The sequence below is a fragment of the Nocardiopsis algeriensis genome (assembly GCF_014203695.1).
Taxonomy (GTDB): Bacteria; Actinomycetota; Actinomycetes; order Streptosporangiales; family Streptosporangiaceae; genus Nocardiopsis; species Nocardiopsis algeriensis.
The window spans coordinates 247108-261758 of record NZ_JACHJO010000010.1; the positions used below are offsets into that span (position 1 = coordinate 247108).

Annotated in this window: 11 protein-coding genes; 5 read left to right on the plus strand and 6 right to left on the minus strand. The window is 71.5% G+C overall.

Annotated elements, in window-relative coordinates:
* Positions 1 to 22 precede the first annotated feature (22 nt).
* Together FHS13_RS17460 and ppdK are read right to left on the minus strand one after the other, a co-directional pair.
* A complete protein-coding gene (locus FHS13_RS17460; protein WP_184292986.1) occupies positions 23 to 1048 on the minus strand; it encodes an ElyC/SanA/YdcF family protein in 1026 nt (341 codons plus the stop codon).
* Positions 1049 to 1367: 319 nt separating this feature from the next.
* A complete protein-coding gene (ppdK, locus tag FHS13_RS17465) occupies positions 1368 to 4064 on the minus strand; it encodes a pyruvate, phosphate dikinase (RefSeq protein WP_184292987.1) in 2697 nt (898 codons plus the stop codon).
* 438 nt (positions 4065 to 4502) lie between these two features.
* Between ppdK and trhA the strand changes: the two genes are divergently transcribed.
* Positions 4503 to 5240 carry a PAQR family membrane homeostasis protein TrhA gene (gene trhA / locus FHS13_RS17470; RefSeq protein WP_420220848.1) on the plus strand — a complete coding sequence of 246 codons (738 nt, stop codon included), beginning with the start codon at positions 4503 to 4505 and terminating at the stop codon, positions 5238 to 5240.
* A 136-nt stretch (positions 5241 to 5376) separates the two neighbouring features.
* Here the strand turns inward: trhA and FHS13_RS17475 are convergent, their stop codons facing one another.
* From FHS13_RS17475 to FHS13_RS17485, 3 genes are all read right to left on the minus strand, one after another.
* Positions 5377 to 6765, minus strand: a complete 1389-nt coding sequence (locus FHS13_RS17475; protein WP_184292988.1) for a glycine--tRNA ligase — start codon at positions 6763 to 6765, stop codon at positions 5377 to 5379.
* A 176-nt stretch (positions 6766 to 6941) separates the two neighbouring features.
* Positions 6942 to 7235, minus strand: coding sequence for an antibiotic biosynthesis monooxygenase (locus FHS13_RS17480; protein WP_184292989.1), 294 nt, complete (start codon positions 7233 to 7235; stop codon positions 6942 to 6944).
* A 15-nt stretch (positions 7236 to 7250) separates the two neighbouring features.
* Positions 7251 to 10880, minus strand: coding sequence for a CDP-glycerol glycerophosphotransferase family protein (locus FHS13_RS17485; RefSeq protein WP_184292990.1), 3630 nt, complete (start codon positions 10878 to 10880; stop codon positions 7251 to 7253).
* 156 nt (positions 10881 to 11036) lie between these two features.
* Here FHS13_RS17485 and FHS13_RS17490 point away from each other — a divergent pair, with 156 nt between their 5' ends.
* The 4 genes from FHS13_RS17490 (at position 11037) to FHS13_RS17505 (ending at position 13574) form a co-directional block, all read left to right on the plus strand.
* Positions 11037 to 11396, plus strand: a complete 360-nt coding sequence (locus FHS13_RS17490) for a DUF6703 family protein (RefSeq protein WP_184292991.1) — start codon at positions 11037 to 11039, stop codon at positions 11394 to 11396.
* Positions 11397 to 11475: 79 nt separating this feature from the next.
* On the plus strand, positions 11476 to 12306 hold the full coding sequence (locus tag FHS13_RS17495; protein ID WP_184292992.1) for an ATP-binding cassette domain-containing protein: 831 nt from the start codon (positions 11476 to 11478) through the stop codon (positions 12304 to 12306).
* Complete coding sequence (locus FHS13_RS17500; RefSeq protein WP_184292993.1) at positions 12299 to 13192, plus strand: iron chelate uptake ABC transporter family permease subunit; 894 nt, start codon at positions 12299 to 12301, stop codon at positions 13190 to 13192. Before FHS13_RS17495 ends, FHS13_RS17500 begins: the two co-directional genes overlap by 8 nt.
* 4 nt (positions 13193 to 13196) lie before the next feature.
* A complete protein-coding gene (locus tag FHS13_RS17505; protein ID WP_184292994.1) occupies positions 13197 to 13574 on the plus strand; it encodes a Fur family transcriptional regulator in 378 nt (125 codons plus the stop codon).
* A gap of 86 nt (positions 13575 to 13660) precedes the next feature.
* Here FHS13_RS17505 and FHS13_RS17510 read toward each other — a convergent pair whose 3' ends face one another.
* The gene (locus FHS13_RS17510; protein WP_184292995.1) at positions 13661 to 14473 is read right to left on the minus strand and encodes an SGNH/GDSL hydrolase family protein; all 813 of its coding nucleotides are present in this window, start codon (positions 14471 to 14473) and stop codon (positions 13661 to 13663) included.
* Between the last annotated feature and the right edge of the window lie 178 nt (positions 14474 to 14651).

Consider the following 14651-nt stretch of genomic DNA (forward strand, 5'->3'; position numbering starts at 1 on the left):
CTGCTTCTCGTCCGGACGCCGGTCAGGCGGCGTTGACCCGGATGTCGCTGCTGTCGTTGAAGATCCAGTAGTACCAGAGCGAGGCGGTCTCCCTCGTGATGTACCAGAGCTGGGTGCGCCGTTCGATGACGGCCGGTCCCGAGCGTGCGGGCGAGGTGGTGGCGTCGATGCCGTGGTCGGAGGCCATCACGCTCGAGCGCAGGCTGTGCCAGGGGTCGGAGACCACGGTGGCGGTGTCCCAGCCGTTGGCCTCGAAGACCTCGGAGACCGCGCGGAAGCTCTGGAGGGTGTCGCTCCCCTCCTCGACGGCGACCACCTGTTCGGCGGGGACGCCGACCTCGATCAGCCAGTTGCGTCCGGCGGCGGCCTCGGTGTAGTTGTCACCGGGCTGCTTGCCGCCGACGGTGACGATGACGGGGGCCACACCCTCCAGGTAGAGGACCTGGGCATGGCGCAGGCGTGCCTCGAAGACGGGTGAGGGCGTGCCGTTGTACTGGCTGGCCCCGAGGACGACGAGGGCGTCGGTGGGGACGCGCTCGTCCTGGCGGGCGACGTACCAGACCGTGCCCCAGGTCCCCGCGGGCAGTGCCAGGGCGAGGACCAGGAGGAGGGCGACGGCCCAGCGCAGGCGGAAGCGGCGCCTGCGCGGGCGGGGAACGGTGGTGCGACGACCGGGCGGAGGCGCGGGGCGGCGCCCTCCGGGGCGGGAACCGCGCGGACGCGCCCCCTCGGGCCGGGAGCGGCGGGGCCGGGGGTTGCCGGGCTCGTCGGTGCCGAGACTGCGCGGCAGGGGCCGGTCGCGCACGAACTCGCGGGTGAGGGAGGCGGAGGCGCCCGGGCCGGGGTCGCCCTCCGGATCGGGGCGGGAGAACTCGCGGGTGGCCGCCGGGTCCGCGGCCTCCCCGCGTCCCATCACCCGGGTGGCGTCGGGGTCGGCAGGGCAGTGGTCCTTCCTGGTGAAGACACGGGTGGCCTCGTCATCGGGGGAGGCCCCGGCGGCGAAACCGCTCCGCGGCTCGTTTCCGCCTCCGTCATTCGCCGTTCGCACCGGCCCACCTCCGCACTGCTTCCTGACCTGGGTCATCACGCGACTGGGACGGCACCGGCCCGCTGCTGGTTCCGGGGACTTCCGGACCGCGCGGGCCCGGTGATGCGGAAACGACGCCCGTGATCGGCGCCGGAAGGGGGAGAGCGGGGGACGGTGGCCGTATCGACCCCCAGAACAATATCACGAAAAGGTCACAGGGGATTTTTCCACCGGGACCTGCGCGGGCCACGGGGGCGGAGCCCCCGCACGGCGGCAGGTCTCCCGCCGGGTGCGAGGGGCGGCGGCCCCCGCCGCCGCCCCTCCGGCCCCTCCCCCGGTGTCAGCCCGCAGTGCGGCCGGCGGCGCGGCCCGCCTCCAGGCGGGCGACCGGGACACGGAACGGCGAGCAGGACACGTAGTCCAGACCGACCTCGTGGAAGAAGTGCACCGAGGCCGGGTCGCCGCCGTGCTCGCCGCACACGCCGAGCTTGATGTCCGGGCGGGCGGCCCGGCCCTCCTCGGCGGCGATGCGGACGAGTCGGCCCACGCCGTCCACGTCCAGCGACTCGAACGGGGACACCCCGAACACGCCCTTCTCCAGGTAGGCGGAGAAGAAGGAGGCCTCGACGTCGTCGCGGGAGAATCCCCACACCGTCTGGGTGAGGTCGTTGGTGCCGAAGGAGAAGAACTCGGCGTTCTCCGCGATCTGCCCGGCGGTGAGCGCGGCCCGGGGCAGCTCGATCATGGTGCCGACGGGGAGGTCGAGCTCCACACCGTGCTCCCGGCCCACCTCGCGCAGCACGCGCTGGGCCTCGTCGCGGATGATCTCCAGCTCCTGGACCGTGCCCACCAGCGGAATCATGATCTCGGGGCGGGGGCGTCCGCCCTCCCGGATCCGGTCCACCGCGGCCAGGGCGACGGCCCGCACCTGCATGGTGAACAGGCCGGGCACCACGAGGCCGAGACGCACTCCGCGCAGGCCCAGCATCGGGTTCTGCTCGTGGAGCTTGTGCACGGCCTGGAGCAGGCGCAGATCGTTCTCGTGGCTCTCGCCGCGGGCCTCGGCCACGGCGACGCGCACCGACAGTTCGGTGATGTCGGGCAGGAACTCGTGCAGCGGCGGGTCGAGCAGGCGCACCGTGACGGGCAGGCCGTCCATGGACTCCAGGATGCCGGTGAAGTCGGCGCGCTGCATCGGGAGCAGCGCGTCGAGGGCCTCGACCTGCTCCGCCTCGGTGTCGGCGAGGATGAGCCTCTCCACGAGCTGGCGCCGGTCGCCCAGGAACATGTGCTCGGTACGGCACAGGCCGATGCCCTGGGCTCCCATGCGCCGGGCGCGGGCGGCGTCCTCGGGGGTGTCGGCGTTGGCGCGCACGCGCATGCGGCGGGCGGCGTCCACGTAGTGCATGAGCCGGTCGACGGCGCACACCAGGTCGTCGGCCTCATCGGAGGCGGGGTCGATCTCGCCCTCGAAGTAGCGCACGACCGGGGAGTCGACCACGGGTACCTCGCCGAGGAAGACCTCGCCGCTGGCCCCGTCGATGGAGATGACGTCGCCTTCCTCGATCACCTGGCCGCCGGGGGCGGTCAGGCGCCGGTTCTTGGTGTCGACGTCGAGCTCCTCGGCTCCGCAGACGCAGGTCTTGCCCATGCCGCGGGCGACGACGGCGGCGTGGGAGGTCTTGCCTCCGCGGCTGGTGAGGATGCCCTCGGCGGCGATCATGCCCTCGAGGTCGTCGGGGTTGGTCTCGCGGCGGCAGAGGATGACCTTCTCGCCGCTGCGCGACCACTTGACGGCGGTGTAGGAGTCGAAGACGGCCTTTCCGACGGCCGCGCCCGGGGAGGCGTTCATGCCGCGGCCGAGGCGCCGCACACCGCCCGACGCGACGGCCTTCTCGTCGAAGCGGGGGAACATCAGCTGGGCGAGCTGGTCGCCGGTGACGCGCTGGACCGCCTCGTCGAGGGTGATCATGCCCTGGTCGACGAGCTGGTCGGCGATGCGGAAGGCCGCGGCGGCGGTGCGCTTGCCCACACGTGTCTGGAGCATCCACAGCTTGCCGCGCTCGATCGTGAACTCGATGTCGCACAGGTCGCGGTAGTGGTTCTCCAGGGTCTCCATGATCCCCATCAGCTCGCGGTAGCTGTCGGGGTCGATGTCCTCCAGGTCGGCGAGGGGGACGGTGTTGCGGATGCCCGCCACCACGTCCTCGCCCTGGGCGTTCTGGAGGTAGTCGCCGTAGACGCCCTGCCGGCCCGAGGCGGGGTCGCGGGTGAAGGCGACACCGGTGCCGGAGTCCATCCCGAGGTTGCCGAAGACCATGGAGCAGATGTTGACGGCGGTGCCGAGGTCGGCGGGGATGCGCTCCTGCCGGCGGTAGAGGACGGCGCGGGGCGCGTTCCAGGAGTCGAACACGGCCTTGACGGCCAGGTCCATCTGCTCGCGGGGGTCGGTGGGGAAGGGCCGGCCGGTCTGCTCCCGTACGACGTCCTTGAAGCGGTCGACAAGGCCGCGGAAGTCGTCGGCGTCCAGGTCGAGGTCGCTGGTGACGCCCTTGGCTGCCTTGCGCTCGTCGATGGCGTCCTCGAACAGTTCGCCGTCGATGCCCAGGACGGTCTTGCCGAACATCTGCACCAGGCGCCGGTAGGAGTCCCAGGCGAAGCGCTCGTCACCGCCCTGGCGGGCCAGGCCGACCACGGACTCGTCGTTGAGGCCGATGTTGAGGACGGTCTCCATCATGCCCGGCATGGAGAAGCGCGCACCCGAGCGTACGCTCACCAGCAGGGGGTCGTCGGGCTGACCGAGGCGGCGCCCCATGGCCTTCTCGAGTTCCGCGAGGTGCTCCTCGATCTCGGTGTCCAGTCCGTCGGGGACGCTTCCGCTGTCGAGGTAGTGGCGGCAGGCCTCGGTGGTGATGGTGAATCCGGGCGGTACCGGCAGGCCGAGATTGGTCATCTCCGCCAGGTTCGCGCCCTTGCCGCCGAGAAGGTCCTTGAGGTCCTTGTTGCCCTCGGTGAACTTGTAGACGTACTTGGCCACGGGGGCTCTCCTCCTCGACTCGTCGGAGCCGTGCGGTCCGACCCCTGTCCGAATGGGCGAGACTCTACTCATTCTCTGCGGGCAAGAAGCCCCATGAACTCCCCCTTCCGAGCATATTCCCAGTTCAGAAGCATCGTAGAGGTCTATACCAATGGTCCAGCGGGAAAAGCGCGTGCGACGCGCGCCCTCCCGAGCACCCCGCGCATCGGGACACCGGCTTCTGCGCAGGTCACCAGGGGGAAAGGACGGCAAACCCCACGGTCCCCACCGCTCCGGGGAAGGCTTCCTCGGGCCGTCCGACCAATTTTCCGACAACCCCTCCGGCGGAGTCCGTTGTGCGGGGGGACACACCTCTACCGTCAAGTAACCTACGGTTGCGTAAGTTAGGCTTCTCGCAAGGTCCGCAGCGGCGCGGACCCCGGCAGGGAAGGACGTGACGTGTCAGGGGAAGATGCCGGATACGCGAACGAGGAGAGGCCGGGGCGCGGCAGCGTGTCGGCGCCCGAACGCGCCGCCGCCGCGGCCGGGGAGTTCCTGGACGCGGTCAAACCGCGATTGCGCGGCTGGCTGCACCTGGGTACGGCGCCGCTGGCCCTGGCCGCGGGCATCGTCCTGGTGTGCCTGTCCCCCACACCGCCGGCGTTCTTCGCCAGCGCGGTGTACGCGCTCAGCTCGGTGATGCTCTTCAGCACCTCGGCGATCTACCACGTGGGGCGCTGGTCCCCGCGCGCGCAGAAGGTACTGCGCCGCATGGACCACTCGAACATCTACCTCATCATCGCGGGAACCTACACGCCCTTCGTGGTGCTGGTCCTGGAGGGCGGCCTGCGCACGGCCATGCTCGTGCTGATCTGGGGCGGGGCGATCGCCGGGGTCGGGTTCAAGCTCCTGTGGCTGGGTGCGCCGCGCTGGCTGTCCACGGCCCTGTACCTGGCGATCGGCTGGGTGGCCGTGCTGTTCATCCCCGACCTGGTCGGCGGCACGCACCCTGCGACGTGGATCCTCGTCCTGGTCGGCGGTGTGCTCTACAGCGTGGGCGCCGTGGTCTACGGCCTCAAGCGGCCCGACCCGGCACCGCGCTGGTTCGGCTTCCACGAGATCTTCCACTCGCTGACCATCGCGGCCTTCGTGTGCCACTACATCGCGGTGTCGTTCGTGGTCTACACCGCGGGCTGACCGCTCCGGGGCGGAACGGACGCGGCGCGCCACCGACGCACGGGGGCCGGCTCCCGCACCGGGAAACGGCAGCGGCCGCCCGCCCCTTCGCCGGGGCGGGCGGCCGTGCGGCCCGAGATGATCCCGGGAACAGGCCCTAGCAGCCGGGCAGACGCTCGAAGAGGTAGGTCTCCACCCGGTCGAGGGAGACGCGCTCCTGGGACATGGTGTCGCGCTCGCGCACGGTGACCGCGCCGTCCTCCAGGGTGTCGAAGTCCACCGTCACGCAGAACGGGGTGCCGATCTCGTCCTGGCGGCGGTAGCGGCGGCCGATCGCGCCGGCGTCGTCGAACTCCACGTTCCAGCGGCGGCGCAGCTGGGCGGCGAGGTCGCGGGCCTTGGGCGACAGGTCGGTGTTGCGCGACAGCGGCAGCACCGCGACCTTGACCGGGGCCAGGCGCGGGTCCAGGCGCATGACGGCGCGCTTTTCCAGCTTGCCCTTGGCATTGGGTGCCTCGTCGACGTTGTAGGCGTCCAGCATGAACGTCAGGACCGCCCGGTCGACACCCGCCGCGGGCTCGATGACGTACGGGAAGTAGCGCTCGTTGTTGACCTGGTCGAAGTAGGACAGGTCGACGCCGGAGGCCTCGGAGTGCGTCTTCAGGTCGTAGTCGGTGCGGTTGGCGATGCCTTCCAGCTCGCCCCACTCACTGCCCACGAAGTTGAAGCGGTACTCGATGTCCACCGTGCGCTTGGAGTAGTGGGACAGCTTCTCCTGCGGGTGCTCGTACAGGCGAAGGTCGTCCTTGGCGATGCCCAGGTCGACGTACCACTGCATGCGGGTGTCGATCCAGTACTCGTGCCACTCCTCGTCGCTGCCCGGCTTGCAGAAGAACTCCATCTCCATCTGCTCGAACTCGCGGGTGCGGAAGATGAAGTTGCCGGGCGTGATCTCGTTGCGGAACGACTTGCCGATCTGGCCGATGCCGAAGGGGATCTTGCGGCGGGAGCTCTGCTCGACGTTCTTGTAGTTGACGAAGATGCCCTGCGCGGTTTCGGGGCGCAGGTAGGCCAGGCCCTTCTCGTCCTGGACCGGGCCCAGGAAGGTGCGCAGCAGGCCGTTGAACATGCGCGGCTCGGTGAAGGAATCCTTCGCGCCGCAGCTGGGGCAGGCGAGCGCGGACAGGCCGCCCTCGGGCTCCTTGCCGTGCTTCTCCTCGTAGGCCTCGACGAGGTGGTCGGCTCGGAAGCGCTTGTGGCAGGACTGGCACTCGGTGAGGGGGTCGACGAACGCCGTCACGTGGCCGGAGGCCTCCCAGACCTCGCGGGCCAGGATGACACTGGAGTCGAGGCCCACGACGTCCTCGCGCTCCTGCACCATCGCGCGCCACCACTGGCGCTTGACGTTGTTCTTCAGCTCCACACCCAGGGGGCCGTAGTCCCAGGCGGCGCGCAGGCCACCGTAGATCTCGCTCGAGGGGTAGACCAGTCCTCGGCGCTTGGCGAGGTTGACCAGTGCGTCGACTGCCTCTGACTTGACGGCCATGGCGTGACTCTCCATCCGGCTGGCGGTCGGTGGATCGCGGTGCGCGATACATCGCTCGGTTAAGGGAACGGGAGGGCGGTACGCCACCGCAGGAAGCGGCGGCGATCGCCCGTGTTCCCCCAGGCTAGGGCAAGAACCGGATGCCCGGGCCCCGGCGGCCCGGCCGCAGGGGGGTTTCAGGCCGGTTCGCGCCCGTCGAGGACCTCGAACGCGGTCGGCTCGTCGACGGCGCGCGACAGCAGCGGCACGGCGGTCACCTTGACCTCGAAGTCGGACAGCGCCCTGCGGTAGAACCCGGCGCCGTCCCACTCCGTGACCACGGTCCACAGCGAGGGGTCGTCGGCGGCCCGGCCGATCCGGTGGCCCCGGTAGCCGGGTCGCCGGGAGAGCACCTCCACCGCCGCCGCGGCGTCGCTTCGGAAGGCCTCGGTCTCGGCCTCGGGCACGGAGTAGCGGGTGATGACGATCACGCCGCCCATTCTCCCCTATCCGCCGAAGACCCTCTCCACGACCCTGGTGGCGGCGCCTCCGTCGTCGAGGGGACAGAACCGCTCGACGAAGGAGCGGTAGGCGCCGCGGCTGCGCTCGGCCACCGCGTCGATGTCGAGCAGGGCGGAGACGACGTCGTCGGACTCGGTCAGCAGCGGCCCCGGCGCGGTCTCCTCGAAGTCGAAGTAGAACCCGCGCAGGTTGTCCCGGTAGCTCTCCAGGTCGTAGGTGAAGAAGAGCATCGGACGGCCGGTGTTGGCGAAGTCGAACATCATCGACGAGTAGTCGGTGACGAGCACGTCGGTGACGAGGAACAGCTCCATGACCTCGGGGTAGAGGGACACGTCGCGGACGAAGTCCCGGCCCACGACGGGGACGCTGTCGACCACGCGCGGGTGGCGGCGCACGAGCAGCACGTGGTCCCGGCCGAGCTTGTCGTACATGTGCTGCAGGTCGAGGTGGAGGTCGAGCTTGTGCTTGCCCCGCGTGTAGTACTTGTCGTCGCGCCAGGTGGGCGCGTACAGCACGACCCTCTTGCCCTGGGGCAGGCCGAGCCTGCGCCGGGTGCGCTCGGCGATCGCGTCGCGCTCGGGTGAGTGGAAGACGTCGTTGCGCGGGTAGCCGGTCTCCAGGATCTCGCCCTCGAAGCGGAAGGCGCTGCGCAGGATGGGGGTCGCCCACGGGCTGGGCGAGACCAGGTAGTCCCACTGCCGGGTCTCCCAGGCGAGCTTGTCGAAGTAGTCGCGGGACTTGCCCCGGATGTTCTCCACGTCGAAGCCGATGCGCTTGAGCATCGACCCGTGCCAGGTCTGGACGACCACCTGGCCGGGGCGGCGGTGGAACCAGGCGGGCTGGCGGGAGTTGGTGACCAGGTAGCGGCTGCGCGCGAGCGCCTCGTAGTACTCCCGTCCCCGGTGGCGTACCGGCCTCAGGTCCGCGGGCGGGCGCACCTGCCCGTCGGCGACCAGCCACGACATCGGGTACTCGGCCCAGCGCTCCCGCTTGCGCAGCTCGGCGTGGATGCTGCTGGGGCTGTCGGAGTACTGGCGGCCGGTGTAGCTGTCGAACAGGACGTCCTCGATGATCGGTTCCCCGCGCCGGGCCGGGTAGAACGTCTCGCGCAGTTCCCGCTGGGCGAAGGTGCCGCGCTCGGAGGCCCGCAGGTCGCTCGCGACCTGGAGCACCGGGATGCCCGCCCCGTGGTAGGAGAGCGTGTAGGCGCGCTCGGAGGTCCGCATCTCCAGGGGCATGCCGCTGATCACGGTGTCGGTGAAGTCCACGCCCGCGTCGATGTCGGCTGCGCCCGTGGGAGGGCCGATCCGCGCGCACAGCTGATAGGTGCCCGCGGGCAGGGAGAGGACCCCCGAGAGCGTCGGGACGTCCGCGGGGGCGAAGCGGGCGGTGAAGCGGTCCCCCGAGCGCTCGACGGTGAGCGGGTGCTCGGCGTCGCGGCCCCGGGCCCGGAGCACCATCTCCATCCCGCTGTCCGCGCGGAAGCTCCCCGACAGCAGGAGGGCCCGGCCTTCCCAGGCCGCGCTGTCCACGACGGGACGGGCGTGTCCGGCGCGCAGCTTCATGCGGCCGGTGACCGTACGCAGCACCGCCAGCTCCTGCCTGCTGCCGACCCCGGTGTAGGAGGCGGTTCCGGCGTCCCCAGCCAGGATCAGGTCGACGGTCTCCCTCGCCGGGGTGAGGAGGTGCACGTCCCACTCCTCCTGGCGGATGACACCGCCGCACTCGCTGACGCCGAGGGCGAAGAGCTCATCGGCCCCGACACGGGCGGTGAAGCGGTCGCCGTCGACCGTGAGCGGGCGGACCAGGACGGCGGTCCCCGGGCGGCGGACGAGCCGCAGCTCGACCGCCTCACCGGCGGGGGGCGAGAGCAGGTCTCCCTCGATCTCCAGGGTCCGGGACGCGGCGTCGAGGCGGTGGGCGGTGACGCGGGCACGGGTGTGCTCGACGCTCACGGCCAGGTGGTGGTCGCGGTCCCAGTGGGGGCGGATCCACACCCCGTCGCCGACATGGAGGGCCTCGGGGCGCTCCGGCGGCCCCGGGACGGGGTTGGAGACGAACCGGCGGCGGGTCAGGCCGCGGTTGCGGACGACCAGTTCGATCTTCCATGCGCCCTCCGCCCACCGGCCGGAGGAGCGCAGCCTGCGGGGGTCGAGGACGACGGTGAAGCCGCCGAGGTCGTGGCGGGCGGCATCGGCGACGTCGGGCAGGCGGTACTCCGCGGCACGGCGCACGCGCACGGGCAGGCGGAGGCGGCGGCCTCCGGGTCCGACGGCGAAGGCGGCCACGTGCTGGTGCCAGCGGCGGTGGGCGCGCAGGTGGCGGATGCCGAGTCTGCCGCTGACGTGCAGGCGCCCCTCCTCCCAGTGGATCCGCTCCGTCTTCTGGCGGACCTTGATCTCCTCGTCGACCCGGTAGATCTCGCGGGGCACCGCCTTGGCGGGGTCGCGGGACTCGAAGAAGGGGTAGCGGAGGTAGTAGGACAGGCCGCGGCGGGCGAGTGTGGCCTTGGTGATCTCCACGCTGCGGGCAAAGGTGGCGACCTCCATCAGGTCGTCGACGCGGTGCCTGCGGACGAGGTGGTAGAGGAGCCGGTCCAGAGTGCCCAGACCACGCAGGAGGGAGTCCGGGACGTGGTCGAGGTAGGCGTTGACCTGGACGACCGCGGCGGCGCGCGCCTCCTCGTCCGCGTCGCCGAGCCGCAGCAGGAGGTGGTGGATCTCCCCCTTCAGGAGGGTGCGGTCCCACAGTTCGCGGTCGGCTCCGGGAAGGGTGGCCGCGAGCCGGGTCATCGCGGTGAGGCGCCGGGTGAGGGCCCTCGCCTCCAACCGGGGCCCGGACGCCTGCCGTTCGCGCCGCAGCAGGACGGGGCCGGGCAGGACGTCGACGGAGCGGGCGGCCATGGCGGCGCGCCGCAGGGCGAGGTCGGCGTCCTCGGGGGCCAGTCCGTGATCCGGAAGGGACTCCCAGAAGTCCCGGCGCCACAGCTTGTTGCCGACGGCTCGGTCGGCGGCCAGCCCGGGGACGTGGCGCGGGTCCTCGGCGACGCGGTGCCTCCCGTAGTACCTGCGGTGCCGCTTGGAGGGCGCGGCACCCAGCTCGTTGAACTTGTGGACATTGCCGACGACGAGGTCGGAGCGGGTGTCGGCGGCGCTGCCCGCGAGGTAGGAGAGGGCGTAGCCGGTGAGCGCGTCGCAGCCTTCGAGGAAGAGCAGGTGGGTGCCGTGCGCGGCGGCGGCCCCCAGGGCCCGGGCGGCGGCGTGGTCGGAGGCGGGGCCGTCGGCCAGGAGGACGGCGAGGACGCCGGGCGGCGGCGTCCCGGCCCAGGCCTCGGCGGCCGCGAGCCCGTTCTCACGGGCGGTGTCGGTCGTCTCGTCCCCGTGTTCGTCCTCCCCGCCCCCCGGATCCTCCTCCGCGTCGGTGCGTACCGGTACGAGGACGACCTCCGTCCTCTCCCCCGGACGGGGGCTTCCGCCGGAGGCTCCCGCGGCCGCGCTCTGGCGGGCCAGGGAGTCGAGGCAGTACTGCAGGTGCGGCTCGGTGACGTCGAACGTCACGATGGCTGTCGGGGTCACGAAAGTTGGCACTCTCCGGGCGGCCGCCGCGGGGGGCATGCGAGGCGGGCTGATGTGGTCTGACAGGCTATGACAACCGACTGTAGAGGATTACCTACTTCGCGTGAGCGAAATGCGCATGAAAGACCGGTAGGTTCTGGGTAGGACGGACCTGGACCGGCCCGAGGCACGGGCCCCCTGAGCGGAACGGACAGCATGGCCCTTCCTGAGCACGGCGACGAGCAGCAGAGTCAGGACCCGGGAAGCGCCCCGCCCTCGGGGAGCGCCCCCAGGGGCGCGGTGCGCCGGATGGTGGAGCGCCGCAGCGCGGTGCCGCTCGTGTGGCTGACGCGGGGCCCGCGCCGACTGGTGCTGCCGGCCATGGGTCTCCTCTTCATCGCGGGGCTGGCGGCCCCCGGGCCCGCGAGCGCGCTCTGCCTCGTGCTGGTCGCCGCCTTCCTCGGGTGGCTGGCGTTCCTGGCATGGCCCTCCCTCGACCGGCGGCAGCGGCTTCCCCGGGTCCTCGTCGTCGTGGTCGTGCTGTTCCTCGCACTGGCACGGGCGCTCGGCCACTGAGCCTCCGACCTGCGCGGAGGACGTCGTTCCACCTCGCGCGTATTTTGACAACCATTTTCGTTTTCGCGATACTGAGGGTGTGTCTGTCCAGTCCAGCGGCGCTCCCGCACCCCTCGCCTTCCAAACCGTCGACGCCCGCGTCGCCTACGACGGTGACCTCGTTCTCGACGGGGTGAGCGTCGACATACCGGCGGGTCAGACCGTCGCGGTGCTGGGCGCCAACGGCTCGGGCAAGTCCACCCTGATGCGCGCGATGCTCGGCATCGTGCCGCTCGCCTCCGGCGAGATCCGCCTCCACGGCACACCGCTGCGGCGCTTCCGCGACTGGAGGCGCATCGGCTACGTCCCCCAGAGGCTCACCGCCGGAGGCGGTGTGCCCGCGACCGTGCGCGAGGTCGTCTCCTCGGGGCGGGTCGCCGCGCGCCGCCGCCTCTCCCTCCCCGGCCGCGCCGACCGGGTCGCCGTCGACGAGGCCCTGGAGGCCGTCGGCCTGGCCGACCGGGCCGGGGCCTCGGTGCGCGAACTGTCGGGCGGGCAGCAGCAGCGTGTGCTCATCGCCCGCGCCCTGGCCGGGCGGCCCGACACCTTCGTCATGGACGAGCCGATGGCCGGCGTGGACGCCGAGAGCCAGGGCGCGCTCGCCCGCAGCCTCTCCCGCCTGCGCGCCTCCGGTTCCACCGTCGTCCTGGTCCTGCACGAGCTGGGGCCGCTGGAGGACGTCATCGAGCGCGCCGTGGTGCTGGAAGGCGGCCGTGTCGTGCACGACGGCATCCCGCCGAAGCCCTCCGGGGAGTGCGCCCGGCCCGGGCACGAGCACCAACACCCCCATCCCGATCCCAACGCCCCGGAGGCGGCCGAGAGCCAGAGCCCCGCGGACCTGATCAGACTCGAGGTACCCGGCCGTGACTGAACTGCTCCAGTACGACTTCATGCGGCGGGCGCTCGTCGCCGCGGTGCTGGTCGGCCTGGCCACCCCGGTCATCGGCACCTACCTCGTCCAGCGCCGCCTCTCCCTGCTGGGAGACGGCATCGGTCACGTCGCCCTGACCGGTGTGGCACTGGGAGTGCTCACCAACACCTCCCCCGTCCTGACCGCCGCCGTGGTGGCCACGCTCGGGGCCGTCCTCATCGAGGTGGTGCGCGAGCACACCCGTGCCAGCGGCGACGTCGCACTGGCCCTGCTGTTCTACGGCGGTATCGCGGGAGGCGTGCTGCTCATCGGCCTGGCCCCGGGTGCCGGCAGCGCCACCCTGACGTCGTTCCTCTTCGGTTCGGTGAGCACCGTGAGCGAGGAGGAGGTCTGGATCGTGGGCGGACTCGCCGTCTGCGTCGCCCTGGTCGTGGCGGTGTTCGGCCGCGAGCTGTTCGTGCTGTGCCACGACGAGGAGGTCGCCAAGGCACACGGGCTGCCGGTGCGCTTCCTGAGCATCCTCCTGGCGGTGACCGCGGCGCTGACCGTCGTCATCGCGATGCGGGTGGTGGGTGTGCTCATGGTCAGCGCACTGATGATCATCCCCGTCGCCGCGGCCCAGCAGCTCACCCGCAGCTTCCGGGTGACCATGGGGCTGGCCGTCCTGATCGGACTGCTGTCCTCACTGGGCGGCCTGACCACGGCGTTCCACTCCGATCTCTCCCCGGGTGCCACGATCGTGCTCCTGGCCCTGGCCGTGTTCTGCGTCTGCGTGGCGGTCGGCCGCGTGCTGCGCCGCACACTGGGGCGCCGCCCCCCGACGGCCCCGCCGAGGGGGGACGGGGAGACTGTCGGTACGATGCCCGCAACAACTGGGGGAGGGTGAGGAAATGAGTGCACGACGTGAGGCCGTCCGTGAGGCCCTGAGCGCTTCCCCGGAGTTCCGCAGCGCCCAGGAGCTGTACGCCGCCCTTCGCGCCGGCGGCTCCAAGATCGGCCTGACCACCGTCTACAGGGCGCTCCAGGCCCTGAGTGACTCCGGTGAGGTCGACGTGCTGCGCACCGACGACGGCGAGGCCGTCTACCGCGCCTGCGACACGGAGAGCCACCACCACCACCTCGTGTGCCGGGTGTGCTCCACCGCTGTCGAGATCGAGGGGCCGACCGTGGAGCGCTGGGCCGCGGAGATGGGTGACAAGCACGGCTTCACCGGCGTCACCCATACCGTGGAGGTCTTCGGTACCTGCGCCCGCTGCTCCCGCTCCTGAGCCCCGTCAGGCCGTGATCCCGTGCCTGCGGCCCCTTCCACCGCGCGAGACGCGGTGAGGACGGCCGCAGGTACGGGACCAGCGGATCAGTTGCGGCGGAGCGGTTCCAGGACCGGGCGCTTGGGCCGGACGTTGTCGCCGGAGGAGCGGCCGGTCAGCCGGCGGCCGATCCACGGGACCAGGAACTCGCGGGCCCAGTACAGGTCGTCCTGGCGAGCGGCACGCCAGGGACGCGCGGCGACCGGCGGCCAGGGCTCGTTCCAGTCCCCTTCGACCGGTACGCCGAGCACCTCGGCCACCCTCAGGGCCATCCGGCGGTGGCCCTCCGAGGACAGGTGGAGCCGGTCCCAGCTCCAGGCGCGCTGGTCGTCGAGGATGCGCATGCTCCACAGGTCGACGACGTCGCAGCCGTACGTGTCGGCGACGGCGCGCACGTTCATGTTGTAGGTGGCGATCTTGCCGCGCATGTGGCGCATGACCGGCTGCCAGTTGGTGTCGAACCCGGTGAAGACGACGACGTGCGCGCCGGTGCGGCTCAGTTCGCGTACGGCGCCCTCGAAGACGGAGGCCACCGCGTCGGGGTCGCTGCCGGGGCGGATGATGTCGTTGCCGCCCGCGCACAGGGTGACCAGGTCCGGAGCGAGCTCGACGGCCCGGGGAAGCTGCTCGTCGACGATCTGCCCGACGAGCTTGCCGCGCACGGCCAGGTTGGCGTAGCGCACCTCCGCGACGTGGTCGGCGAGATGCTCCGCGAGCCGGTCCGCCCACCCCCGGTAGCGCCCGTTCGGAACGGTGTCGCTGTCGGGGTAGGGGTCACTCATGCCCTCGGTGAAGCTGTCACCGAGGGCCACGTAGGAGACGATGTCCTCTTTCACCAGATGCGCACCAAAACCGCTCATGGCACCCGATCATGCAACTCAAAGCCCTGGTTACGCGACAGTAGGTTGATGCCCCGAGCATTTTTGAGCTCCAGCTCACAGTGAGAACCCCGCCCTCAAGACTCCCGAACCGGGGCCGAGGCGAAGCGCCGGTTCCCCGCACGCCCACCCGCGCCCCAGGGGGTGTGCCGTGAGGGCG

Excerpts from the sequence above, each read along its gene's own strand:
- FHS13_RS17490 (WP_184292991.1), top strand. The coding sequence starts at position 11,037 with ATGGCCCTTCCTGAGCACGGCGACGAGCAGCAGAGTCAGGACCCGGGA.
- FHS13_RS17485 (WP_184292990.1), bottom strand. The coding sequence starts at position 10,880 with ATGCCCCCCGCGGCGGCCGCCCGGAGAGTGCCAACTTTCGTGACCCCG.
- FHS13_RS17505 (WP_184292994.1), top strand. The coding sequence starts at position 13,197 with ATGAGTGCACGACGTGAGGCCGTCCGTGAGGCCCTGAGCGCTTCCCCG.
- FHS13_RS17475 (WP_184292988.1), bottom strand. The coding sequence starts at position 6,765 with ATGGCCGTCAAGTCAGAGGCAGTCGACGCACTGGTCAACCTCGCCAAG.
- FHS13_RS17510 (WP_184292995.1), bottom strand. The coding sequence starts at position 14,473 with ATGAGCGGTTTTGGTGCGCATCTGGTGAAAGAGGACATCGTCTCCTAC.